Annotated in this window: 19 protein-coding genes and 1 tRNA gene; 11 read left to right on the top strand and 9 right to left on the bottom strand. The window is 43.4% G+C overall.

Annotated elements, in window-relative coordinates; genetic code table 11:
* The first annotated feature begins 154 nt into the window (after positions 1 to 154).
* The 8 genes from LHW48_08320 (at position 155) to LHW48_08285 (ending at position 8,007) form a co-directional block, all read left to right on the top strand.
* On the top strand, positions 155 to 754 hold the full coding sequence (locus LHW48_08320; GenBank protein ID MCB5260457.1) for a penicillin-binding protein activator LpoB: 600 nt from the start codon (positions 155 to 157) through the stop codon (positions 752 to 754).
* A gap of 147 nt (positions 755 to 901) precedes the next feature.
* Positions 902 to 2,158 (top strand): hypothetical protein, encoded by a 1,257-nt coding sequence (locus tag LHW48_08315; protein MCB5260456.1) that lies wholly within the window; start codon positions 902 to 904, stop codon positions 2,156 to 2,158.
* Between the two features lie 27 nt (positions 2,159 to 2,185).
* A complete protein-coding gene (locus tag LHW48_08310; GenBank protein MCB5260455.1) occupies positions 2,186 to 3,088 on the top strand; it encodes a phosphate butyryltransferase in 903 nt (300 codons plus the stop codon).
* A gap of 3 nt (positions 3,089 to 3,091) precedes the next feature.
* Positions 3,092 to 4,000: a phosphate acetyltransferase gene (locus LHW48_08305; protein MCB5260454.1), complete on the top strand. Its 909-nt coding sequence runs from the start codon at positions 3,092 to 3,094 to the stop codon at positions 3,998 to 4,000.
* Complete coding sequence (gene rpiB, locus LHW48_08300) at positions 3,997 to 4,431, top strand: ribose 5-phosphate isomerase B (GenBank protein ID MCB5260453.1); 435 nt, start codon at positions 3,997 to 3,999, stop codon at positions 4,429 to 4,431. Before LHW48_08305 ends, rpiB begins: the two co-directional genes overlap by 4 nt.
* Positions 4,428 to 5,726 (top strand): serine hydroxymethyltransferase, encoded by a 1,299-nt coding sequence (locus LHW48_08295; protein ID MCB5260452.1) that lies wholly within the window; start codon positions 4,428 to 4,430, stop codon positions 5,724 to 5,726. Before rpiB ends, LHW48_08295 begins: the two co-directional genes overlap by 4 nt.
* Before the next feature lie 111 nt (positions 5,727 to 5,837).
* Positions 5,838 to 7,226: a DNA recombination protein RmuC gene (gene rmuC / locus LHW48_08290; GenBank protein ID MCB5260451.1), complete on the top strand. Its 1,389-nt coding sequence runs from the start codon at positions 5,838 to 5,840 to the stop codon at positions 7,224 to 7,226.
* Positions 7,219 to 8,007: a M15 family metallopeptidase gene (locus LHW48_08285; protein ID MCB5260450.1), complete on the top strand. Its 789-nt coding sequence runs from the start codon at positions 7,219 to 7,221 to the stop codon at positions 8,005 to 8,007. The genes rmuC and LHW48_08285 overlap by 8 nt, the downstream gene beginning before the upstream one ends.
* Before the next feature lie 230 nt (positions 8,008 to 8,237).
* On the opposite strand, the gene LHW48_08280 is transcribed toward LHW48_08285, so the two are convergent.
* From LHW48_08280 to LHW48_08245, 8 genes are all read right to left on the bottom strand, one after another.
* Positions 8,238 to 8,966 carry a DNA alkylation repair protein gene (locus tag LHW48_08280; protein MCB5260449.1) on the bottom strand — a complete coding sequence of 243 codons (729 nt, stop codon included), beginning with the start codon at positions 8,964 to 8,966 and terminating at the stop codon, positions 8,238 to 8,240.
* Positions 8,967 to 9,010: 44 nt separating this feature from the next.
* Entirely contained in the window at positions 9,011 to 10,528 is a 1,518-nt protein-coding gene (locus LHW48_08275; GenBank protein ID MCB5260448.1) for an Rne/Rng family ribonuclease, read from the bottom strand.
* Between the two features lies 1 nt (position 10,529).
* Positions 10,530 to 12,254, bottom strand: coding sequence for a signal peptide peptidase SppA (sppA, locus tag LHW48_08270; protein ID MCB5260447.1), 1,725 nt, complete (start codon positions 12,252 to 12,254; stop codon positions 10,530 to 10,532).
* Positions 12,255 to 12,358: 104 nt separating this feature from the next.
* A tRNA-Ser gene (locus LHW48_08265) sits at positions 12,359 to 12,449 on the bottom strand.
* 48 nt (positions 12,450 to 12,497) lie between these two features.
* On the bottom strand, positions 12,498 to 14,045 hold the full coding sequence (purH, locus tag LHW48_08260; GenBank protein MCB5260446.1) for a bifunctional phosphoribosylaminoimidazolecarboxamide formyltransferase/IMP cyclohydrolase: 1,548 nt from the start codon (positions 14,043 to 14,045) through the stop codon (positions 12,498 to 12,500).
* A complete protein-coding gene (locus LHW48_08255; GenBank protein MCB5260445.1) occupies positions 14,042 to 15,115 on the bottom strand; it encodes a YihY family inner membrane protein in 1,074 nt (357 codons plus the stop codon). The genes purH and LHW48_08255 overlap by 4 nt, the downstream gene beginning before the upstream one ends.
* A gap of 1 nt (position 15,116) precedes the next feature.
* A complete protein-coding gene (locus tag LHW48_08250; GenBank protein ID MCB5260444.1) occupies positions 15,117 to 16,364 on the bottom strand; it encodes an ABC transporter permease in 1,248 nt (415 codons plus the stop codon).
* Entirely contained in the window at positions 16,333 to 17,007 is a 675-nt protein-coding gene (locus LHW48_08245) for an ABC transporter ATP-binding protein (protein MCB5260443.1), read from the bottom strand. The genes LHW48_08250 and LHW48_08245 overlap by 32 nt, the downstream gene beginning before the upstream one ends.
* A 752-nt stretch (positions 17,008 to 17,759) precedes the next feature.
* Between LHW48_08245 and nuoE the strand changes: the two genes are divergently transcribed.
* From nuoE to LHW48_08230, 3 genes are read left to right on the top strand one after another with little or no spacing between them, the layout of a single operon-like run.
* Complete coding sequence (gene nuoE, locus LHW48_08240) at positions 17,760 to 18,236, top strand: NADH-quinone oxidoreductase subunit NuoE (GenBank protein ID MCB5260442.1); 477 nt, start codon at positions 17,760 to 17,762, stop codon at positions 18,234 to 18,236.
* Positions 18,233 to 19,999 (top strand): NADH-quinone oxidoreductase subunit NuoF, encoded by a 1,767-nt coding sequence (gene nuoF, locus LHW48_08235; GenBank protein ID MCB5260441.1) that lies wholly within the window; start codon positions 18,233 to 18,235, stop codon positions 19,997 to 19,999. The genes nuoE and nuoF overlap by 4 nt, the downstream gene beginning before the upstream one ends.
* Positions 20,000 to 20,004: 5 nt before the next feature.
* On the top strand, positions 20,005 to 23,286 hold the full coding sequence (locus LHW48_08230) for an FAD-dependent oxidoreductase (GenBank protein MCB5260440.1): 3,282 nt from the start codon (positions 20,005 to 20,007) through the stop codon (positions 23,284 to 23,286).
* A gap of 63 nt (positions 23,287 to 23,349) precedes the next feature.
* On the opposite strand, the gene LHW48_08225 is transcribed toward LHW48_08230, so the two are convergent.
* A partial coding sequence (locus LHW48_08225) for a 4Fe-4S binding protein (protein ID MCB5260439.1) occupies positions 23,350 to 25,098 on the bottom strand: 1,749 nt, incomplete at its 5' end.

The following is a 25,098-nucleotide window of genomic DNA, read 5'->3' as shown; positions in this document are numbered from 1 at the left end:
TAATTAGATAGGATTTTATAGCGTGTTATTGATATAAGGAATTTTGGCTTGACAAAAACCTGCCTTTGCAGTGTTTTTCTTTTTAATAGATAATTTGTTGAATAAACTCAGCTAAACATTGAAACACAATACATTCCATACAAATGGAGGAACAATGCAGAAATTACTGATCCCGATGATACTTGGCTTAGCCCTGCTGGTTGCCGCTTGTGGACCCAGCGTTAAAGTCCAACGTGTTTCCACCGATACTGTCGCAGACCTTAGCGGCAAATGGAACAATACAGACAGCCGTCTGGTTGCAGAAGAAATGATTCGGGATGTTGTATCCCGTCCTTGGCTTAGCAGCTTTTTACAAGAAAAAGGGCGCACTCCGGTTGTAATAGTGGGCACAATGCGCAATCTCTCCAGCGAGCACATAGAGATGGAAACCTTTATTGCCGATATCTCCCGCGAGCTCATTAACAGTGGAGCGGTTAGGTTCGTAGCTGCAAGAGATATTCGTGATGAAGTCCGTGACGAACGTGCAGAACAGCAATACTTTGCCTCGGAGGAAACAGCAAAGCAAATGGCCCAAGAGTTGGGTGCAGATTTTATGCTTAAGGGTGCAGTTAAAACTATCAACGATCAGATTGACCGCACCTCGGCAAAGTATTACCAGATAGATATGGAGCTTATAGACGTGGAAACAACAGAAACAGTATGGATAGGCAATAAAGAGATTATGAAGATAGTGGAACGCAGTCGCTTTAAATAATCCCCATCCATGAACCCCTTAAGAGAGTACAGCCACATCCACTCCAGAGCTTCAGTACTGGTTCTGTGGGTTTTTATTGTCTTATTACTGGGAGCATGTGCGCAAAATATAACCTCATCACGCACCCGAAAAGAATTGGATAAAGCAATGGCGGGGCAGGATATTACAAAGGCACTGTCAATTGTTGAAAAACCGGGAATGTATCGCAAGAAGGAACAATTACTCTACTATTTGGATGCTGGCATGTTGCATCACTTTCAGGGCAATTGGCAGCAAAGCAATGAATTGTTACAACTTGCAGAAGACGCCATCCAAGAACTCTATACCAAAAGTGTTTCTCGCTCCGCTGCCTCGATTTTATTGAACGACAATTCGCTTGAATACTCTGGGGAAGACTATGAAGACGTTTATATCAATGTGTTTAAAGCTCTCAACTTTTTGGAAATGGGAAATCTGGAATCCGCAATGGTAGAAGTGAGGCGGGTTGACGAAAAACTGAGCCTGTTAGAGCAGAAATATGCACGTATTGCCAAAGAGATGGATTTGGATTCTGAGGCAAAAATAAAGTTCAAGAGTTCTCGCGGCAGATTTCATTCTTCAGCTTTAGCCCGTTATTTAAGTATGGTTCTATACCAAACCAACAATTATCATGACGACGCTCGCATAGATTTCAATAATGTGCAGTATGCCTTTGCCAGCCAACCAGAACTGTATCCCTTTTCTGCCCCAAAGATTATTGAGCCCAAATTAGATACTAAGGGACATGTTTTAAGAGTACTCAGTTTTGTAAACCGGGGTCCGTATAAACGCCCATTAGAGATGCACGTCCATACTTCCAAAGATCTTCTGATTATCGGAACGGCAAACAATGATATCGATATAGACACCATACCTTGGGAAGGAATCGACGAGGGATACTATTTTAAGTTTGCCATACCATACTTGGAAGACCGGGAGCGAAAAATTGGTAGAGTTGATCTCGTTACTGCTGACGGCAAACGTTATACACTGAAGAAACTTGAAGATATGAGCTTGATAGCCCGCAGAAGCTATGAACTTAAAGAGCCAATGATCATCTTTAAAAGCGTTAGCAGAACCGTGCTGAAAGGTCTTGCTGCCGAAAAAGCAAAAGAGCAAGCTCGCAAAAGTAGCTCAGATCTGGGAGCGACTCTTCTAAGTCTGGTTGCAGATGCCGCAGTTTTTCTTAGTGAAAATGCAGATCTAAGAATATCGCAGTTCTTCCCCTCAGAAGCTTTAATCGCCGAGATTCCGGTATCAACAGGCGATCAAAGCATCCGCATGGAATATTTTTCCCCCAAGGGAAGACTTATTCATAGTGAACAACACAACCTTCAGGTAGGGACCAACAAACCTAATCTAATCTGTACTTGGTATTTTGAATAGATAAATAAACAATACAATGGAGTAATGATGGAAATTCGCAAATTGGACCAGATGTTTGAAGTATTAGGGTCCCGAACCAAGAAACGTCTTGTAGCGGCATGGGCAATAGACACTCATACTATTATGGCTGTAGCCGAAGCTGTTCAAATGGGCATTATTGAAGGTATTTTAGTAGGAGATGAAACAAAAATCAAAGCAGTTTGCCAAGAGCATAATATCAGCTCATCCATATTCAGAATAATTAATTGCACAAGTGATCTTGTCGCTGCATCCTTGGCAGTAGATCTGATTAACAGAGGGGAGGGTGATTTTTTGATGAAAGGGTTACTCTCCACCGATCGCTATATGAGAGCTATTCTCAACAAAGATAAGGGTTTAATGGATCCCGGTGCTATTTTATCTCACGTTACGGTTGCAGAACCTAAGAATTATCATAAACTCCTCATCTTTGGAGATGTGGCAATCATACCCTTACCAGACCTCAAACAAAAGATTGCGATAACTAATTATCTGATTAGAACTGCGCATTTTTTAGGTATTGACTGCCCTAAAGTGGGACTTTTAGCTGCCAGCGAACAAACTCTACCCAAAATTCCTTCCTGTGCCGATGCAGCTTTGATTCATAAGATGGCTCAACGTGGTCAGATCAAAGGAGGAGTAGTGGAAGGTCCATTGGCAATGGATTTGATTGTAGATAAAGAAAGCGCTACAATCAAGGGCATGCAAAGTGAAGTATGTGGCGATGCCGATTGCATTCTTTTCCCTAATATCGAATCTGGCAATGTGTTTTACAAAACCATAGTGAAACTACTAAAAAGTGATCTTTGTGCAGTTGTGATTGGTGCCAGAGTACCATGCGTACTTACTTCCCGAGGCGATAGTGAACGCTCAAAATTATATTCAATTGCCCTAGCGGCTCTGATGGCATAAATCATGAAAACTCTAAACGAAATAGCACTAAAAGTAAAGTCCCTAAATAAAAAAGTCCGCATCGCCATAGCAGTTGCCGAAGACGCTAATACAATAGGAGCAATTAGCCGCTCTACAAACGAAGGCTTTGTGCATCCCATTATGATTGGCTCGAAAGCACGTATTATGGAACTATTAAAGGATTTCTCGCTGAATGATGAGAGCTTTGACGTAATAGATGTATCAAACCATGAAGAAGCCACCCGTGAAGCAGTGCGAATGGTAAAAAACAATGAGGCAGATGTATTGATGAAAGGATTGGTGGGTACCGATAAATTTCTTCGAGAAGTACTTTCCAAAGAACGCGGATTACTGCCCCCAAAAGCCATAATGAGCTATACTTGCGCCCTTGAGTTGCCCAAGTATCATAAACTCCTGCTGATATCGGATACCGCCGTGCTTCCAGCCCCAGATCTAAACCAAAAAATCGCTATGATCAACTATAGTGTTAAAATGGCGCACAATTTGGGCATAGCCAAGCCTAAGGTAGCCCTCATTTCTGCCACAGAGAAAGTATCGGAAGCTATGCCAAACACGATAGATTATGCATTAATCAGTAAAATGGCAGAGCGTGGACAGATTAAGGATTGTCTGATAGACGGCCCTTTGGATATTTTTTTGGCTTGCGACCCTATAGCTGGAGATATAAAAGGAGTGCAAAGCCCTATTGCTGGAAATGCGGACATCTTAATTCTTCCCAATTTGGAAACAGCAAATGCCTTTTACAAGGGCTTAATGCTCTTCGCTGGAGGTGAGCTCGCCGGATTGATTCAGGGAACGGTGAAACCCGTTGTGGTAATGAGCCGTAGCGAAAGCGAAAACTCCAAGTATTATTGTATTGCCCTCAGTTGTCTGATGGCGGAGGTAAGATGAGGCTAGCCATAGCAAGCGATCATGCTGGATATACATTAAAAGAATTCATTATCCGCTCTTTCCCGGAACATGAGTTTTTGGATTTTGGCACCAATAACGAAGAAAGTATTGACTACCCCGATACTGGATTTCCTGCTGCCCAAGCAGTAGCGGAAGGTGAATGCGAATTTGGCATACTTATCTGCGGAAGTGGAATTGGAATGAGTATTACTGCCAACAAAGTTCCAGGAATCAGGGCTGCCCTTTGTAACATTACAGATGTAGCAAGGCTTTCACGCATGCATAATAATGCCAATGTTCTGGTATTAGCTGGCAGATTCACTGCTACTCATTATGCTGTGGATATTGTAAAAACATGGTTGGAAACTCCCTTCGATGGGGGCAGACATTTGAATAGAATCAATAAAATACATCAAGGAGAACGGAAGTGAAAAACATCCAAAAACAAGACCCCGAAGTTTTTGCTGCAATCTCACAAGAGCTAAGCAGGCAACAGGACAACCTGGAGCTTATTGCAAGTGAGAACTTTACTTCTTTGGCAGTGATGGAAGCTCAGGGCAGCGTCCTCACCAATAAATATGCCGAAGGTTACCCCTACCGCTGGAGTAAGAAAACAGGCAAAGTAAACTACAATCTTTACGGACGCTATTATGGCGGATGCGAATTCATAGATCAGGCAGAGCAACTTGCCATCGAGCGCGCTAAAAAACTCTTTGGAGCAGAACACGCAAATGTGCAACCCCATAGTGGATCTCAAGCCAATATGGCTGCTTATTTTGCCCTAGTTAAGCCGGGGGATACCGTTCTTGCCCTTGAGCTTGCCCATGGTGGACACCTCACGCACGGACACCCTCTTTCGTTTAGCGGGCAGCTTTATAATGTAATACATTACATGGTTGGCAAAGATACTCAACAATTCGATTATGCCGAAATCGAGCGTTTGGCAAAAGAACACAAGCCGCAAATGATTCTCACGGGCGCATCTGCTTACCCGCGTAAGATTGATTTTGCTCAATTTCGGAGAATTGCCGATATAGTCGGCGCAAAGTTCATGGTAGATATGGCACACATTGCCGGATTAGTTGCGGTTGGACTGCACGAAAACCCAGTTCCCTACGCTGATGTTGTTACCTCCACCACGCATAAAACCTTACGTGGTCCACGCGGGGGATTAATTCTGTGCAAAGAGGAATATGCCAAAGAGATAGATGGCAAAGTATTCCCCGGTATTCAAGGTGGACCATTGATGCACGCCATTGCAGCTAAAGCAGTAGCTTTTGGTGAAGCCTTACAGCCAGAGTTTAAAACCTACATGAAAAAAGTGGTAGATAACGCTCACGCTCTTGCTGATGCGTTAATCGCTGAGGGATTTGATCTCGTATCGGGAGGAACAGACACTCACTTGATGCTAATAGATCTGGGCCCAGAAGAAAAGGGAGGACCCAGCGGGAAAAAGATGGAAGAAGCCTTGGATATAGCTGGCATTACCGCCAACAAAAACACGGTTCCTTTCGACACACGCAGTCCTTTCGTAGCCTCAGGAATCCGTTTAGGTACCCCTTCAGTCACAACCAGAGGAATGGGCATTGCCGAAATGAAGATTATTGCCTCTCTCATTGCTAAAGTGCGAGATAATTACCAAAATGAGGATGAGCTTGCAAAAATTAAAACAGAGGTAAGAAACCTTACCGCCAAGTTCCCTCTGTATCCCGAGCTGCAATCCTAATTCCAGAGATAATTGGGGGCTCCCAAAATTATCTGAGCCCCCTATGATTTCTTATGTTTAATACCTTAGCAAAAACTGTTCATAGCCCAGATTATTTAACGAGGAACTGATATGGAAAATGTCTTATTGGGCTTGCTACTAATATGTATTGCTTTATTGCTAATCTTGCTCAAGCGCAAGCCACTTAGCACGCGCGATGAGATAAACAACCTCAAGAATGAAGTTGAAATGCTCTCCCGCACCATAAAAGAGGACGTTCAATGCTTGCGCCAAGACCTTTTAAAGCTAAATTCCGATAATCGCATAGAACTGTCATCGCAGATAAAAAACTTTAGTGACAGTCAGCTTAAAGTCGCTGGCGACTCGCGCATGGAGCTTAGCAATACAATGCTTTCACTTACCAAACAGATGAACGAGGATGCCACAAAAAACAGAGAAGAACTTAGTAAATCCTTGAATAATCTTTCGGATACACTATCTCGCAAACTAGCTGAGCTTTCCAATGTCACGTCCGAACAATCTGAAAAACTGAAAACAGGTATCGAAACAAGCATGGAAAAAATCCGCAGTGGTAATGAAAATAAGCTGGAAGAGATGCGTAAAACCGTAGATGAAAAACTTCATGCAACTTTGGAAAAACGCTTGGGAGAATCTTTTGACCAAGTAAGTAAGCGCTTGGAAGAAGTACATAAAGGCTTAGGTGAGATGCGCAGCCTGGCTACCGGTGTGGGTGACCTCAAAAAAGCACTTATTGGGGTAAAGACTAGGGGGGTATTAGGCGAATTGCAACTCGAAAACATTTTGGAAGAAATCCTCACTTTAGATCAGTACGAAAAGAATTTTAAACCCAACCCACGCAGCGATGCTGTGGTAGAATTTGCCATCGCACTTCCTGGAAAAGACGACGATAACGGCAGAGTATTTTTACCAATTGATGCTAAGTTTCCTATTGAAGACTATCACAAGCTGGTAGATGCCTATGAAATTGGAGACCCTGCAGCAATTAGAAACAGCCAAAAAGCTGTGGTCGCCAAGATAAAATCTTGTGCTAAAGATATCCGCGATAAATACTTAAACCCGCCTATTACAACAGATTTTGCCCTCCTCTTTCTGCCCTTCGAAAGCCTCTATGCTGAGGTTTTACGCATACCCGGATTATTTGAACAGATAATGCGTGAATACAATGTTATCCTTTGCGGACCCACAACCATCTCTGCACTCTTAAACAGCCTGCAAGTAGGGTTCAAAACCCTTGCCATCCAGAAAAAAAGCAGTGAAGTTTGGAAGGTGCTGGCAGAAGTTAAAAAACAATTTGGACTATTTGGAGATGTTTTAGATAAAACCCAAAAGAAAATCGAGGATGCCGGTAAAGAAATTGGCCATGCCAGTCACCGAAGTCGACAAATAGAGAAGAAATTGCGCAAGGTAGAAGAACTTCCCACTGCTGCCCTTCCCGGCATAACAGAGATTTTTATGGGAACGGAGGAAGACGATGCCTAAGCGCATTTACCCAAATAATCCCAAGATCATCTGTTTGCTGTTGATGTTCTTATTGCTTGGTATAGGTAGATTTGCAGAGTACGATGCAGACATGATTAATCCCTCCTTTTCTCAATCTTGCCAACGCATATCCACTCCCAAAGACTTACTTTTAGGCAAGTTTGATCCTGCTGAGCATCCAGATTTTGAGCGCATCAGTAATTATAATATGTATGCAAATATGTATTTACACACTCAAGCCAAATGTGCGCTTGATTCTTTAGTAGAAGCGGCGGCAAAAGATGGCATAACGCTTAGAATTCTTTCAGCAACTCGCACTTTCAACACGCAAAAACTGATTTGGGAGCGGAAGATTAATAAGTACAGCAAAGGTAGATTTGACTGGCTGACAAATGCTCAGCAAAGAGAAATTGTTCAAAATATTCTTACTTATTCTGCAATGCCTTCCACGTCTCGTCATCACTGGGGTACGGATGTAGATTTTTGTTCGGTTAGTTTGGCATTTTGGCAAAGTGCAAAAGGCAAGCGTACTTATCGGTGGCTAAAAGATAACGCTGAGAATTATGGTTTTGCTCTTACCTATACTCAATCCAGAAATGGAGGTCACAATTTTGAGCCCTGGCATTGGAGCTACCTCCCGCTATCTGATATCTTTTTGGATGACTACTTAAACACAATCACTTATTCGGATATCATAAGCTTTAGTGGGGCATCTTTTGCTGCGGAGCTAGGCATATTTGACCACTACGTTGCAAACGTTTTTAACCCCAGTATTCCTTAAAACTCTGGTCACTTTTCCATATTCTACGGTAGATATATTAAGCAAGACTTACCCATGGTTTACAGAGAGATACTCATGTCTGTGCCCGATGACCCCTGCTTGAAACATAGGTAATGGCAAGCTAATGAAACAGAGAAGGAATAAGAATAAAGCCCCATGCCCAGATTATTCAACTGTCTCAAAAAGCAAATATTAAGCAGACTGTTGGTATGATACTGTACCTTAAGCTATTATTTTGGCTTATCCTTCCGGAAACGTAATCGCTCCTCTTTGCTGATTTTTTCTGTAGCATATTGAATTATCAAGCGGGCAGCATCGTTGCGATGCTTATACAAAAAATCCTCTACTTCGGTAGGATGCAACTTCCAGAGTTCCCTCAAAAACCATCCCATACCTTGATGCACTACTCGTTCGGGATCGGTCATCAACTCTTCTGTGAAGCTCAACAGCTTATTTACCGGAAGGATTTTCTTAACAGCGATCAGGCTTACCGGCACTGCTCTTCTGGTCCATTTGGAGGTAGATTTCAACCAAGTGCTGAAGTCTTCTATTTCAACGATGTCTTTTAGCAGGAAATACGGCAATATCTTAGAGCAAAGAAAATCACTATGAGCCCAGTTTCCTACACCGTTATCGAACCACTCCTTAAGCCCATGAAATATGGTTTTATTGCTCTGCTTAAGCTTTTTTTGTAAAAGCATTATGGCAAGACTAGCCATTTCGTATTTTCCGTGAGCAAAAAGCCTTTTGCCCAACTCGATGACATCTTCGGGGTTCAGATTCTGATACTTGCCTAAGACACTGTTGCATAGTTCGTTAAGATAAAGAGAATCCACTCCCCAGGCATTGTATCCATCCTTGAAATAGCGGGAATAGCGAATCACATTTGCAGGATTTGCTTTTGCAGCCAGATTGTGTTCCGCACTTCTGCAGATTTCATCATATAATGAAGAATTCATTGTATAGCTCCCCAAAAAACCCGAATTGCTTCGGGCTTATAATGTCATGAGTACTTTGAGGTTACATCCTCCATGCCAGGCAAGCTGTAAACCTTAAATTGATCAACTCGGATGGTGCCATCTTCGGCAAAATCTATCTGATCTCGATAACTGATAAAATCCTCGTTGTGCACTTTAATATGACTGAGAAGCTCGGGATTTACCGCTATGCGCAATCTTTTATTACGGATGAAGTACTCACTGCGAACTAACCATCGGTAAATCCGCATAGTTACGGCATCTTTACTAATAATCCGCCCACTTCCATTACAGAAAGGACAGGGCTCTGAAAAATTTGCCATAATTGTAGCTCTCATGCGCTTACGGGTAATCTCAACCATGCCAAGCTCAGTAAATGGATATACTTTGTTCTTTGCTCGATCCCGTTTGAGGCCTTTACGTAAAATTTCCAGGACATCCGCTTTAGCCTTCTCATCGGTCATATCGATGAAATCGATTACTATAACACCCGAAAGATCACGCAAGCGTATTTGCCTGGCTGCTTCCGCCGCTGCTTCCAGATTTGTTTTACGCACGGTTTCATCGTAATTGCTTTTACCGGTAAAACTGCCGGTATTAATATCAATTGCCACCAATGCTTCGGTTTGCTCTATCTTAATGTTGCCCCCTGAGGGCAGATAGATGCGGCTATGAAAGATGGTTTCTATCTTCTTTTCTATTGCCCAAGAATCGAAAATGGGGCTATCTTCTTTGAATAATTCTACAGATGGGATGAGATCTGCCGAGATATCTTCCAACTGACTTATTATGCTTTTATAGAAGCTCTTATCATCTATAACCAACCGATCAACATGCTCACCAAACAAATCGCGAATAAGGTAGTTCACCAGAGCGTTTTCTTCGAATACACATACCGGTGCTTTGGCAAATTTGAGTTGCTTATCAATTAGCCGCCAAGTTTTGGCTAATGCCTTATATTCATTGCGAATATCCTCTTCATCTGCGCCATCTGCTTCGGTACGGACAATCAAGCCATAGGATGAGTCTTTGATCTCAGAAAGAATATTGCGAATGCGACTGCGTTCTCCTTGCGAATATATTTTACGTGAAATGGCTATTTTATTCTTGTTGGGAAACAACACCAAATACTTCCCCGGAATTGAAATCTGCCCGGTTAAGCGCGCCCCTTTTGAGCCTATGGGACCTTTGTGAACTTGCACCACTATTTCCTGACCGGATTTTAACAGCTTACCAATCTGCGAACTATCATCGGGATTAAGGCGTTTGTGCGGTTTGTCATCCTCATAAATCTCCAAGAAATCCAACACAATATCGCTGTAATGCAGAAAGGCGGTACGCTCCAAGCCAATTTCAATGAACGCCGCACCCATTCCTGGAAGCACATCTTTCACGATGCCTTTGTATATATTGCCCACGGGGTTTTGGTGATCTTTGCGCTCTACAAACAGCTCTACTAAGCGATTATCTTCCAAAACCGCCACCCTCTTTTCGAGGGGGTGAACGTTTACAATTATCTCTGTATTAACACTGTCTTTGCGCATATTAATCGATTCCTACCGGCATCAGATATAGCCATTTGTATGGTTCAATATCGGTTAGCATGGTTTCTGTAAGCTTCTGAAGGTTGAACTGCTTTCCTTTTAATAAAGAAAGTGCCTGAAGATTGGTGATATCCAGTTCTCTAAGAAACTCCAACACACTCTTCTTGCGCGGGAAATTTTTGGCTGAGTAGCTGGTAATACTTGCCAACTCAGCGGCTTTTGCGATGGCATTGTCCAACGTACCCACTTCATCTATCAAATTGAGAGCAAGCGCATCTTCGGCACTAAAGATTCTGCCTTCTGCCAAACTGTTGATTTTATCGGGACTAATGTTCCGTGCCGTCATCACTCTGGACTTGAATTCGTTGTAAGTATCCTCCGAATTGCGTCTTAGAGAAGCTATAAGCTCGGCGGAGTAAGGTTCTAAGGGGTTTAATACTCCTGCATACTTACCATATCTAATCGTTTGCGAGCGTACACCAATTTTGCGGCTTAGTCCGGTGGCTTCCGGTATCATCATAACAACTCCGATGGATCCGGTTATAGTACTGGAATCTGCTACTACATACCTTCCAGCACAAGAAATATAGTACCCGCCAGATGCAGCTGTACCGCCCATCGATATTACTACAGGGATTTTTGCATTTAACTGCGATAATTCACGGTAGATGTATTCACTTTCCAGAGCGCTTCCGCCGGGGCTGTTTACACGAATAACAGCAGCTTTTACCGAAGAATCATTCTGAATATCTTCCACTACTTTCTGCACTTTATTATGCGAAATAAGCGCCTGCCCCATCGAAGCGTTTCCGCCCATGATTTGCCCTTCCAGATATACTACGGCAACAATATCGCCGCTATGAGTGTTTTCTTTTGCCGAATACGCAGATACCCTTACTAGCTTATCCTCATCGATGTTGTGTTTCTGGCAGAGTTCTTTACGAGAGCCTGCCGCTTCAATAAGCTTAAGCTCCAAAGCCTGCTGCGCCGAGATAAACAGATCTGTCCTACCCTGATATACTGCCAATACATCATCGCGAGTTAGCTCACGCCTTTGGGCGATGGCATCGATAATAAGATCAAATCTATCGGAAATGGCTTCGGCAATATTAGCACGCGTTCCCTCCGATAAAGAGGTTTGAGTATAGGGTTCACCGGCTCCTTTGTATTCACCGGATTGAACCACATGCATTTTTATGCCAATTTTATCGAATAACTCTTTAAAAAAAGTTATATTAGCTGCTGCTCCGGTTAGTAACAAGCCTGCTGATGCAGATGGATCCATATAGATCTCATCGGCATAACTGGCCAAAAGATAATCTGCCTGACTCATCATATCGCCAAAAGCAAGCACTGGCTTTCCGCTACTTTTAAAATCCTGAATAGCTAAACCCAGCTCATTCATACTTGCCATAGAGATCTGCATACCCATCGGTTCAATAAATATGCCATCTATGCGCTTGTCGTCTTTGGCACTGCGGATTTTTGCTACTAAGTTTTGCATGCTGCTCAATTCTTTTGTGCCAAACAGATTAAAAGGCAGTAATTCACTATACTCCGGGATGTATGCTCCCGGATCCAGATGAAGCCAGCTACCCGAACTAATTGGAGTTGAGCCGGGAGCATTAAGAGACAATTTGCTCATCTGCTTGCCGGTCCAAAATGATAACGCTATCAGGATAACAAGGACGATAAACACGATTAAAATGACTTTTTTGGTGCTCATTTGAGCCTCCTTCTAAAAAAATGTACTTGTATAATTGGGTGCAGCCCAAAGTAAGACTGCGAAAAATTGTGTGTGTAAACAGAATTTAGCCCGTGTATAGATTGTGGCGGAGATGTAGGGATTCGAACCCTAGAAACGCTCACACGTTTACACGATTTCCAATCGTGCTCCTTCAGCCAACTCGGACACATCTCCGCAAGCGCAATTGCCAATCTTTTCGGTGGCGGCATTCTGTCAAACATTTTAATGCCTAAAGTGGCGGTATCCGGTGAATATCATTGTCATATCCAATTCATCACAGGCTTGAATGCATTCTTCATCACCTTTTGAACCACCTGGTTGAACAACTGCCTTCACACCGGCTTGATACAATTCATCGATGCTGTCACGATAAGGGAAAAAACCATCTGATGCACAAATAGCCCTACTGAGATCGTGCTTAAACTTCTTTGCCTTCCAAATTGCAATTGAGGTACTGTCGATGCGGCTTGTTTGCCCAATGCCAAAACCCACAATTTGTTGAGGGTATGCCAGCGCTATGGCATTCGACTTCACCAGCGAAACCGCTTTCCATCCATAGAGCATAGCATCAAACTCATCTTTAGATGGCTGTTTACGGGTTACCACTCTCCATTCTTCAATATCTTCATTCACCAGATCCCAATCCTGTGCCAAGTATCCCCAAAGCATGGTTTTTACTTCATAGTGATTGCTGGGTTTAATTAGGAAAGTGGGATCAAAGTGGATGAGTCTGCGGCTTTTCTTTTTCATTAGAACGTCCAAAACTCCATCCTCATACCCAGGAGCAATAATAATTTCGGTAAAGATGCGATTGATCATTACTGCGGTTTCAAGATCCAGCTTGCGATTTACCACCACTATTCCACCATAAGGTGCAACGGTATCTGTAGCAAATGCTTTGCGATACGCTTCGGATAGACAGTCTCCGCTACCGATTCCACAAGGATTACAGTGCTTAACTATAATGACGCTAGGCTCTGCGAACAAACGTATAGCCCTTAATGAAGCATCTATATCCAAAATATTGTTAAACGAGAGTTCTTTGCCATGCAGCACCCGCCATCCATTCGGATGGTTAGTATAAAAAGCACCCTTCTGATGGGGGTTTTCTCCGTAACGAAGCGGTCTATTCATATTGGCGCTTACATCCATAAAGGGGGGCATTTGTATATCCGGCTCACATTCGCTTCGAAAATCTTCCAAGTAATCGGCTATAATGGCATCGTAATTACTTACTAGGAAGAAAGCTTTTTGTGCCAAATAGCTACTCCAGCACTCCGGGATTTGTTGATCTTGCTTAAGGTGTTCCAATGTGGGGATGTAATCTCGAGGATCGCACAATACGGTAACGTTACGATAGTTTTTTGCCGCTGCCCGAATCAAGCTGGGTCCACCAATATCGATATTCTCGATAATTTCATCATGAGTGCTATTCTCTTTCATACGCACATCGGCAAAGGGATATAGATTCACAACCACAACATCTATTTGTCCAATTGAATGTTCTTTTAGGTTACGCAAGTGGCTTTCTTTGCTTCTATCTGCTAAAATAGCTCCGTGAATCTTGGGATGCAAGGTTTTAACCCTACCGTCCAAGATTTCTGGAAAACCGGTATAATCGCTAACTTCCATCAAAGATGTGCAAAACTGTCTCAGATGTTTAGCTGTTCTTGCCGTAGAAATAATCTTATAGCCGAGTTTTTCCAGCTCCATTGCTAAAGTTTCTATGCCAGTTTTATCGGAAACGCTAATTAGAGCGTACTTATTCATTTATTACCTTCCTCGTCGATATTGCCGACAAAATCCTTAATATCTTTTTTATTCACAAAGCTTTCCAACCGATTGTTCAGTTTGCTATCGCTAAACATCTCCAAGGTAATCTTTACCACCTGTTCAGGAGTTTTCTGGATTACTTCTTCGCGAACATCTTTATCGATAACGCTTACCATCACAATGCCTCCCAGAATAATAAGCCAGTTGATGTATATCCAGAACAGGAAGATGGGCAAAGCTGCCAAAACTCCATATACAGCCTGATAACTTGTAAGATTGTAGATATATACGTCAAATCCACTCTTCACCAAAATCCAAATCACAGTTGTCCAAAATGTTCCTAAAAACAAGCTCCGCCGCTTGATGCGTACCGTTGGTAATAGCATATACATAAAAAAGAGGGCAAAGAACTGTGTTATAAAAGGAAGAATATAGGTAAGCCAAGTGAAGATTTTTAACTTTACTAAACGCGATATAATGGGCAATGAAGAACTGGAAAAGAGAAGCACCAAGATGATGAATCCAAATACCAGAGTGCCAAAGAACTTTACAAACTGAGTTAGAATATCTGGATTTTCCGGTGCGTGTGTACTTAGAATGCGATCGAAAGTTACGCGGATATTGTTAAACAGCAGATACGAGGATACCAACAGAATAGCAAACACCATAATGTTGAGACCCATCCTCCGAGTTATCATTTCGTTTATCATGTCCATTACAGCATCCGCAGAGCCAGGAATAAAGTTCTTTGCCACCACATCAGCAATTCTATCTTTCAGATTTAAGAAAGGTAAATCTGGTACAATCATCACGATAAAAGTTATAAATGGGATAAAGCCTAGGATTGTAACATACGCTAAACTGCCCGCTTCCCGCGGAATGCGCTCTTTGATGATTCTATTTACTAGAAGCGACACAAAATCTTTTGCTTTCATAAACAGCTTATTTCTTCGTTTGGGGCTTAAAAGGTTTAACCAGATTTTATAAAACTTGATACTTATGGCTTGAATAATCGGATTGAACAGCTTATGAAAGGTATTGCTCATATTGGCTTTCTTTTTTCCCATCTTATTCCTCCCTCAATGCTATTACCGGATCCAGATTCCCGGCTTTAATAGCTGGGACAATTCCAAATACCAAACCCACTCCCACAGATACAATTAGCGCAGTTATTATCATGCCCGGATCTGCTTTCATTGGCATCTCAAGAAATCCGCTCACCAAGTCTAAAATTGTGAAACCCAATACAACTCCCAATACTCCGCCAAACGCCGTAATTAATACGGTTTGCACCAAAAACTGGAGAAAGATGTCCAATCTGCGCGCTCCTACGGCTATGCGTACGCCAATCTCTCGGGTTCGTTCTTTTATGGATGCCAGCATAATGTTCATTATCACAATGCCCCCTACCAATAGTGAAATTGAAGCAATCATCGTAAACACCATGCTAAATATCCGAGAGTTCTGTTGCATCTGCAATAATTCTTCCTGAGCAGAGCGCACCCTAAAAACTTCCTTACCACGCTTTATATTAAGCAGAATCAACTTGAGTTTTTTCTGTAATTGCAAAGCTTGTTCTGGAGTATGAGCCAGTACTTGGATGCTGGATATCATGTTTTCCGAACCGAATTTACTTATTGAAGTAGAAATAGGAATAAAGCTCTGCTGATTTAGATATTCCAAAGCATTGCCCGACCACATGCCTCCCCCTTCACCTTCCCACTTTTTTTCCTGCATTACTCCAATCACTTGCATCGTGTTATTAGCTATGCTTATACTTTCCCCAATTGGATCTGCCCCCTTAAAGAGATCCCGTGCCACAGAAGAACCCAATACTACTACGTTACTGTTTTCGCGTACATCTATTTGATTGATGAATCTGCCGCTATCCACATTCCAGTTTTCTGCTATCGTGAAATCCGGTAAAATGCCCATACATACACCGGTATAAGTTAGTCCTCCATGTTTTAATCGAGAATCCCACATCTGTACGGTAGAATTAATCGCTTTTGCTTCGGGCACCAAATCCCGCAGTCGGTTAAACTCCGTTATACTCAAAGATGCATATCCACCCTTGCTAAAATCATAATCCCAATTGCGAAATATCTCGATTTTTCCAACTCCCCCGCGTTCTTCCATCCAGCTTAGCGTAGTTTCGTTCATTCCACTGATGATCGCCAAAACCACCATGATGCACATTACGCCCAGAACAATTCCCAAAATAGTTACAAGGCTGCGCACTTTACGCATCATGATATCGGATATCCCTATGTGGAAAGATTCGCTAAGCGAGATCGCCATAATCCACCTTTCCATCTTTTATCTTGATAATTCGATCTGTCCTGCTTGCCACTGCAGGATCGTGAGTTACAATAATCACCGTATTCCCTGCTTCGTGCAATTTGCTGAAAATCTCTAAAATATCCCCTCCAGATTGAGAATCCAAATTGCCCGTGGGCTCATCTGCTAAAAGTATTGAGGGATCGTTCACAATGGCACGAGCTATGGCTACTCGCTGCCTCTGCCCCCCTGAAAGCTCATTCGGTTTGTGCTTAAAGCGGTCTGAGAGACCAACTCCGGCAAGTATGCTCTTAGCTTTCTCCCGGCGTAAGCGTCCCGACATCCCGCTATACATCAACGGTAGTTCAACGTTTTTTACGATGCTTAGATGTGGTAACAAATTGAAAGATTGAAACACAAATCCTATCTTGCGGTTACGAATTCCCGCCAGAGCAGATTTTGGCAACTGGCTTACCAAATCCGAATCCAGATAATATTCCCCCCCGCTGGGACGGTCTAAGCATCCGATTATATGCATCAAAGTGCTTTTACCAGAACCTGAGGGACCCATTATCGCCACAAATTCACCCGCTTTGATATTGATATCTATACCATTCAAAGCACGTACCTTAACCTTGCCAAGATCGTAATCTTTAATCAGAGAGTTGGTTTTGATGATTTCCATTGTCTATACTTTTCCACCTATATAATCCATAACAAGTATCGTACACATTGTGTCAATAAAAAAAGCTGCCTTTTTGCAGCATTGTTGCTATTTATAGTCACTTCTATCTACAGATTGGCTTGGCAAGATATTCAAATGAGAAAAATAGGCTGGTTGCGACCAATAGATATAAAAAAGATAAGACTTGTGCTAACACCACAAAATAGCCCTTAATCCAATCTTCAAGCTCCAGAACGACAATCTGTTAGAGGGTAATGTGACGCTATTAAGATATCACTTTTCTATCTTTTGAGATTGGATACTTCATAATGATTACCAAGTCTGTACCTCAAGCATAACATAACTATGCTTTAAGCGGAGATTATCCCGCAAATTATGCATAATATTAGCTTTAACCTTCCTGCATACTTGCTTGAAGCATGAAGCTTATAATGCGGTATAATTTTAGAAACACAATTTTGGATTTGCCTCATATTGCAATATGCATACTTCCGGATAATCGGAATTCCCTGTACAAGGTGCTATTCTTCTCAACTCCCTAGAACCTCTAAGCTATAGCAATCAAGATAACCCACTCTATCAACATGAAATCCAGCAAAAAGCAAAACCTGCAGACTAAGCTCAGGATATCTCGTTTTTTATTTGACAAGATTGGATAGCTCAAGATTTATTGCCATCATTGGTAATATTTATCATCCGAAGACTGGGTGTATATTATACCAAAAGCTAATATCAAAGGAAGTGCGATGGATAAAGATTTTTCTCAGTTAGACTCAATCATCGGGAAGTATCGGGGAAAACCGGGTATTCTAATTCCGCTTCTTCAGGAAATCCAAGCTTTGCTGGGACATCTGAACAAAGACACAATGCGATATATTGCCAAAGAAACCGGCATCCCCGCTGCTGATATATATGGCGTCGCTACATTCTATTCGATGTTTAAGCTAGAACCGCAAGGTAAACACATTATTCGCGTATGCAAGGGCACGGCGTGTCACGTTTCCGATGCAGATGGCATCAAAGAAGCTTTAGTCCAAGCTCTAAAACTTGAAGATGACGAAAGTACAACCAAAGATATGAACTTCACTTTAATGGAAGTAGCCTGCTTGGGTTGCTGCTCGCTGGCGCCAGTGATAATGATAGACGATACTACATATGGCAAACTAAGCCCTGAGGCAATCCCTCCCATCCTCGAACGATATGCTTTTGAGGAGGAAAAATGAGCAATATTACCGTAAAAGTGGGCATGGCAAGCTGCGGCATAGCTGCGGGTGCGATGGAAGTTTATAATGTATTGCAACAATATAAAGCTGCTGGAAAACATTTTGAACTAAAACGCACAGCCTGCATTGGGATGTGTTTTGAAGAGCCCATCGTGGAACTAAGCGGAGGAAAGCAGGGCACACTTAGCTTGGGCAAGGTTGATGCAAGCAAGGTGATAGAATTCTTAGAGGCATACCAAAAGGGTGAATTGCCTCAAACCAATATAATCCTTGCCGACAACCATGATGGGACGCGAAACGGCTTGCTGGAAGGGCAAACGCGCATTGTATTGCGCAATTGTGGAGTTATCGATCCCACATCCATCGACGATTATATCGAACACGGAGGCTATACTGCCCTAACAAAAGCATTAGAAATGCAACCATTGCAGATAATTGATTTGGTAAAAGATTCAGGGCTGCGCGGCCGAGGTGGTGCAGGATTTTCTACCGGATTGAAATGGAGCTTTGCCGCCAAAGCTAAAGGTGCCAAAAAATACGTGGTTTGCAATGCTGATGAAGGTGATCCAGGAGCATTTATGGATCGCAGCATTTTGGAAGGAGATCCGCATAATGTGATCGAAGGCATGATTATAGGTGCTTTTGCCATGGGAGCAGATGAAGGTTATATCTATTGCCGCGCTGAGTATCCCATGGCAATTCGTCATCTAAAAATTGCCATTGAAGCCGCCGAACAAAAAGGCTATTTGGGTAGAAATATCATGGATACCGGATTTAGCTTTGATTTGCATATTAAAGAAGGCGCTGGAGCATTTGTTTGTGGAGAAGAAACCGCCTTGATGCAATCTATCGAAGGTAAGCGCGGTATGCCTACTATTCGCCCTCCTTTCCCCGCAGAAAGTGGCTTGTGGGGCTGCCCTACCAATATCAATAATGTGGAAACTTGGGCGAATATTACTTGGATAATCAATCATGGAGCGGAAGAATTTCGTAAGATTGGTACCCAAAAAACTCCTGGTACTAAAGTGTTTGCCCTTGCCGGAAAGATTGCCGGAAGCGGCCTGATAGAAGTACCAATGGGGATCACACTGCACGATATCATTTACAAAGTAGGTGGGGGCATGAAAACAGAGAAGCCTTTTAAAGCCGTGCAGATGGGAGGTCCTTCGGGTGGTTGCATACCTGCTTCGCTGCTGGACACTACTGTGGATTACGACTCCATCAACGCTACTGGTGCCATCATGGGCTCCGGCGGTATGGTGGTTATGGATGAAGGTACTTGCATGGTAGATGTGGCACGCTTCTTTTTGAACTTTACGCAAAATGAATCCTGTGGTAAATGCACCTTCTGCCGCATCGGAACCAAACGCATGCTGGAGATTTTAACCCGCATTACCAAAGGCAAAGGCGAACCTGAAGATATCCAGCGCTTGGAAGAACTCTCTTCAAATATCATTAAGGGTTCACTCTGTGGTTTGGGACAAACCGCCCCAAATCCTGTGCTGACAACTTTGCGCTACTTTAAAGATGAATACTTGGCACACATCGAAGAGAAACGCTGTCCTGCTGGAGTTTGTACCGAACTTCTGCGCTACGAGATAATCCCCGATAAATGTATAGGTTGCACCGCTTGCGCCCGTAAATGCCCGGTATCTTGTATTTCTGGAAAAGTAAAACAAGTACATGTTATCGATCAAAGCAAATGTATCCACTGCGGAGCTTGTTTTAATGCCTGCAAATTTAATGCGATCAGGAAAGGATGAGACAGATGCAAGTAATATTGAACGGAAAATCAATTGAAGCCCCTGAAGGAATAACAATTTTGGAACTCGCCAAAAGCGAAGGCATCCACATCCCTACCCTGTGTCATGATGAGGAACTAAAACCCTACGGCTCATGTTGGGTTTGCGCCGTAAAAGTGGAAGGTAGAAAGGGATTTGTAACTTCATGCGGAACTAAAATTACTCCCGGCATGCAGATTACTACCAATAGCAAAGAGATCCATGCTGCGCGCAAGATGGCATTGGAACTCTTGATTAGCAACCACTATGCGGATTGTGAGGCACCCTGTAAAATGGCCTGTCCAAACCATGTGGACATCCAAACCTACGTTTCGCTTATCGCTAATGGCAAATACCATGAAGCAGTAAAAATAATAAAAGATACGCTACCTATGCCCCTCTCAATTGGCAGAGTGTGCCCAGCATTTTGCGAAACTGAATGTCGTCGCAGTATAGTGGATGAACCAATTGCCATCCGTCAACTAAAACGCTTCGCTGCTGATGAAGACTTAAAAGACTTTTGGCAATATACTCCAGAACGTAAACCCGATAATGGGAAACTCGTGGCAATAATCGGCGGAGGTCCCAGTGGACTCACCTGCGGTTACTATCTTAGCTATGAAGGCTTCAATGTGGATCTCTTCGAAGCAGAAGAAACTTGCGGAGGCTGGTTGCGCTATGGAATACCGGAATATCGCCTGCCTAAGAAAGTATTGGATGAAGAAATTGCCCTGATGTCCAGTGGAGGAATGAAGATTCATTATGGTAGGACTCTAGGTAAAGACCTTGATTTGCAAAGCCTTAGCCGTGACTACGATGCAGTTTATCTGGCTTTAGGCGCTCAAAACGCCGTACCTATGCCTGTACCGGGCAGCAATCTAGAAGGGTGCTATCTAGGCGTGGATTTTCTGAAAGCCCATGCCAAAGGCAAAGCTTACAAAACAGGCAAAAAGCTCGCGGTCGTGGGCGGTGGCAATACAGCTATAGATTGTGCTAGAACTGCAATTCGACTGGGATGCGATGTTACTGTAATCTACCGCCGCACAAAGGATGAAATGCCCGCCGAGCCTTTCGAGATCGAAGCTGCCGAACACGAAGGCGTACAATTCTATTTCTTATGCAATCCGGTGGAGTATCTGGGCGAAAATGGCACTCTTAAAGAAGTAAAAATCGAAAGAATGCGCTTGGGTGAGCCCGATACAAGCGGCAGAAGAAGACCGGAACCAACCGGAGAGTTCTTTATGAAAAGCTTTGATAGCATTATTGCCGCCATCTCACAAGTACCGGATGTAAGCGCTTTTACCATGCCGCACAACGAAGTGCAAGGAAAACAACTTCCCATTTCGCGCTGGCAGACCGCTATTGTGGATGAACACACCATGTATAGCGGAATTGCCAATATCTTTGCCGGAGGCGATTTTCAGCGCGGCGCTGCTACTGCAATCGAAGCTATCGCAGATGGTCGTAAAGCTGCCGAAGCTATCGCTGAATATCTGATAAAAGGTACACTGCCCAAAGCCAAGTTTGAATTCAATTCCAAGAAAGCAAAGAAAATAAGCGAAGTCTCAGCCAAAGAATACGAAGTATTTAAGCAAATTCCACGCGAAATTATGCCGGAGATATCTATAGTAGAAGCGAGAAACACTTTCACCGAGGTAGAAAAAGGATTTAGCGAAGCACAAGCTCGAGCCGAAGCATCACGGTGCCTAGAATGTGGTTGTCAGGTGAACACAAATTGCGCTCTGAGGAATTACTGCTCGGAATACGAGGTTGAGGTAGATCGCTTTGTTGGCAATATCTCCCGCCATCCCATAGATTACAGCCATCCTTTCATCGTTCGCGACGCCAATAAATGCATCAATTGTGCACGCTGCATCCGCACTTGTGCTGAGGTTCAGGGAGCAAACGTATTGGGCTTTATTTACAGGGGTTTCGCTACTGTGATGGCACCGGAGTTTGGAGAATCTCTCACTCAAACGAGCTGCATGAGCTGTGGCAAATGCATTGATGTATGCCCGGTAGGAGCCTTGGTAGAACGCAATCTGAGTTACAAGCTAAATCCCGCACAAAAGGACAGTGTCCGCCAAAACTGTGGTTTATGTGGCATTGGCTGCGACATCTCAGTGGGGGTACAAGCCAGTGAAGTGGTACAAATTACCACTCCTCAAGATAAGCCCGGTTTCAATGGGAAAAACCTTTGCTTTATGGGACGCTTTGGATGGCAAAGCTATAACCACAAGCAGCAAAAGCCTCTGATGCTTAAGAATGGTGAATATCTGCAAATTAGCTGGAGCGAGGCGTTGAATGTGTTTAGTACTGCACTGAAATCAGCCCAAAGTAAAAGTGTCGAGATCAGCCCGCACATCAGCCTTGAAGAAATGCTGGTAGCTGATAGAATCGCAAAGTCACTAAATTGTGAGCTAAGTGCTGCTTCCGGTTATAGGGCTTTTAGTGACCAGTATCTGGATATCAGTCCAAAGGAAAACCCCTTCCTGCGCCTTACAGAATTTAATGAATATGTGATAGTGGGAGTGCTTAACCGCACTTTGCTTAGCATAATTCGTCTTGAGCAGATGAAAGGCAAAAAGCTGATCTTGGTAGCGATGCCCGAAGACGAAGCCTACACACGCTTTGCCGATGAAAGCTATCCCGATCTTAGCAATATGCAAGCCAAAGATGGCCGTCTGTATATCTACAATCAGAACCGAATTTCTGAGAAGCTTGCCGGAGCCTTATGGAATCTTGCCGGAACAGAAAATGTAATGCATACTACGGATTATATGAATCACAGCGCTTTTGTGGCGCTAAATCCGGAAGTGGTTAATGAAGAAGAGTGTGATTTTGCCATCGGTTTCGGTGTTGCACCCTCTGCGAAAGCAAGATTTAGAGTTTGTGTATCTACAAATATCCCTGAGGATTGTGACTGTCCACTAATCCTTCCTGGACCCAACTATCTAGAATTGGAAGCTCATGCTATTGGGGATAATGGAAAGCTTTCCCGCTTTCATAATCCGCTAAAATCCACCCTGTTTGGCGAGCTCTCCCGTCTGTTTTACAGCGTGGGACTCATTTCTCCTGCAACGGCGGATATTCCATATTGGAACAACCTCGCAGAAGAACTAATTGCAGAGCTCCAGCATCATAAACCACAGAGCTTTGGCGGGATCGATACGGCTTCTCTGAATACTGCGATTGTACCCTCAAATAGCTGTTCAGCAATAGAGATAAACCGTCTCTACAGTATTCGGAACAACTCCGTTAGCTTCTAGAACAACTGTATTAAAAAACCCCGTCTGCAAGGGCGGGGTTTTCAGTTATCGATATTTTTTGCCTTATTTTCTTTCTACCATTTCCAGTGCGTTTGTCCAGCATAATTGAACACACAGGCTACAACCCATGCACTTATCCTCATCTATGCTTGGGTATCCTTCACTATCCAGTTCTATTGCCAAATATGGACAGCGGGTACAATTACCACACTTTACGCATAGATCTTTGATAAGGGAACTGCGTTTATGTTTGGGCTTCAAATCCATAAAGTCCGTAACCGGATGAGGCTGGGCAATTCCAATAAGTTCGCTCACGCTATTTATGCCGCGCTCTTGCAGCAAGTGACTCAATCCGCTCTCCAATTCATCAATTATGCCGTAACCATAACGTTCTGGCAGAGTGCAAAACTGTACGTTTCCCGCTCCTAAGGCGAGGAAATTAGCTGCATCATGATGGTTCATAGCACCGCCATTTCCAGAAATGAATACTCCCATACTACCGGCACGAGCGAGGCTGAGATAGCTGATGGGTAATACGCCTTCACCACTCATGCCTACAATGATGCCTTTATCCCATTTGCCCTCTGCTTGCCGAAAGCCCAAAGTAGGGAATGTATTGGCAAGAGTCACGCCTGCTTTTTTATTCGGATAGCGATCAAAAACCTCTTTTACGGCACTGATAATTGGATAAATGGCAGTTACGGCTCCGGTTAGTTTGAACAATTTAGGAATCTCAGGATCGGAAATCTGCATCACCCAATCGATAATTTTGGCTGTAAGGGCAGGATCTTGTGCTACGATGTCGCCATTTGTGCCATCTCCACCCTGAGGGCAAGAAAGAGAATATTCGATACCCATGGCACCTGCTGCTTCCAGCTTTTTGGTGTTTGATTGCCAGCCCACTTTGTCACTGGTGTCATCTCCCGTGACGGGACCACCGGTGGATGCCATAGTAAGGCGATCAGGGTATTCTTTGATGAGGCGGGCTACTTCTGCACAAACTCTGTCGATAGGGTGTTCAGACACATTGTCACAATTGGCGAAGGTTTTGCCCTTATCGCCCCAAACAAACATATATTCACTGGGGATATGAATATCCAGATTGTCGAAACTGGTCTTCATAATTCCCCCTGCCCACCCTGCTTCATAAGCGGTTTTCATCTGCTCGTAACCGTCTGATGGTGGCGCAGCAGAGAGGATGAAGGGCGAGCGCAGCTTACGCCCGAAGAAGTCTGTGTGTAAAGATACTGGCAGTCTATTCCAACCCGGTACTCTGTTTGTACTCTTGGTTGTCTTTTCTGGTTTGCGATAAGTGTTGATCTTACGCAAATCGGCATCAAGCTTGAAAGCTGTGTTTTTGCCGGAAGCAACTGCTTCCACCACTGTGCTGGGTCCATTCACCATATCGCCTGTACTGTAGATGCCTTCGCCTTCAATCTTGAATGCTGGACGGTTGCCTACGGCGATAATTACCAAGTCGAAGTTGCGGAATTGATCGGTAGAACCATCTTCATCTTTGATGCGAGAGGGGTGGAAGCTTTCGCCTTGTGGTAAAACCACTCTGCGTAGCTTAATCCCCACTGTACGTTCGCCTTCATTCACAATCTCGGCAATGCGACTCCGATGACTAAAAAGTACACCGTTTTCTACTAGTATCTCTTTTTCTCGCTCTGTTAGCGGCATCTCTGCAAAGGTTTCCAATGTAATCATTTCCACGTGAGCAGCTCCTGCCTGGGCTATGGTTAAAGCTTGATCGGCAGCTATCGCACCACCCACCAAAGCTACTTTTTTGCCTGCAAAGAGGAAGCACCC

The sequence above is a fragment of the Candidatus Cloacimonadota bacterium genome, assembly GCA_020532355.1.
In the GTDB taxonomy this organism is placed as follows: Bacteria; Cloacimonadota; Cloacimonadia; order Cloacimonadales; family Cloacimonadaceae; genus UBA5456.
The sequence above is the reverse complement of the archived record's forward strand: the minus strand, read 5'-3'. Positions and strand labels throughout refer to the sequence as shown.

Bases quoted from the DNA above. Each gene is read 5' to 3' on its own strand.
- LHW48_08275 (MCB5260448.1), bottom strand. From the start codon at position 10,528: ATGCGCAAAGACAGTGTTAATACAGAGATAATTGTAAACGTTCACCCC.
- LHW48_08280 (MCB5260449.1), bottom strand. From the start codon at position 8,966: ATGAATTCTTCATTATATGATGAAATCTGCAGAAGTGCGGAACACAAT.
- LHW48_08320 (MCB5260457.1), top strand. From the start codon at position 155: ATGCAGAAATTACTGATCCCGATGATACTTGGCTTAGCCCTGCTGGTT.
- rmuC (MCB5260451.1), top strand. From the start codon at position 5,838: ATGGAAAATGTCTTATTGGGCTTGCTACTAATATGTATTGCTTTATTG.
- LHW48_08315 (MCB5260456.1), top strand. From the start codon at position 902: ATGGCGGGGCAGGATATTACAAAGGCACTGTCAATTGTTGAAAAACCG.
- nuoF (MCB5260441.1), top strand. From the start codon at position 18,233: ATGAGCAATATTACCGTAAAAGTGGGCATGGCAAGCTGCGGCATAGCT.
- LHW48_08285 (MCB5260450.1), top strand. From the start codon at position 7,219: ATGCCTAAGCGCATTTACCCAAATAATCCCAAGATCATCTGTTTGCTG.
- purH (MCB5260446.1), bottom strand. From the start codon at position 14,045: ATGAATAAGTACGCTCTAATTAGCGTTTCCGATAAAACTGGCATAGAA.
- LHW48_08230 (MCB5260440.1), top strand. From the start codon at position 20,005: ATGCAAGTAATATTGAACGGAAAATCAATTGAAGCCCCTGAAGGAATA.
- nuoE (MCB5260442.1), top strand. From the start codon at position 17,760: ATGGATAAAGATTTTTCTCAGTTAGACTCAATCATCGGGAAGTATCGG.
- rpiB (MCB5260453.1), top strand. From the start codon at position 3,997: ATGAGGCTAGCCATAGCAAGCGATCATGCTGGATATACATTAAAAGAA.
- LHW48_08250 (MCB5260444.1), bottom strand. From the start codon at position 16,364: ATGGAAAGGTGGATTATGGCGATCTCGCTTAGCGAATCTTTCCACATA.
- LHW48_08255 (MCB5260445.1), bottom strand. From the start codon at position 15,115: ATGGGAAAAAAGAAAGCCAATATGAGCAATACCTTTCATAAGCTGTTC.
- sppA (MCB5260447.1), bottom strand. From the start codon at position 12,254: ATGAGCACCAAAAAAGTCATTTTAATCGTGTTTATCGTCCTTGTTATC.
- LHW48_08310 (MCB5260455.1), top strand. From the start codon at position 2,186: ATGGAAATTCGCAAATTGGACCAGATGTTTGAAGTATTAGGGTCCCGA.
- LHW48_08305 (MCB5260454.1), top strand. From the start codon at position 3,092: ATGAAAACTCTAAACGAAATAGCACTAAAAGTAAAGTCCCTAAATAAA.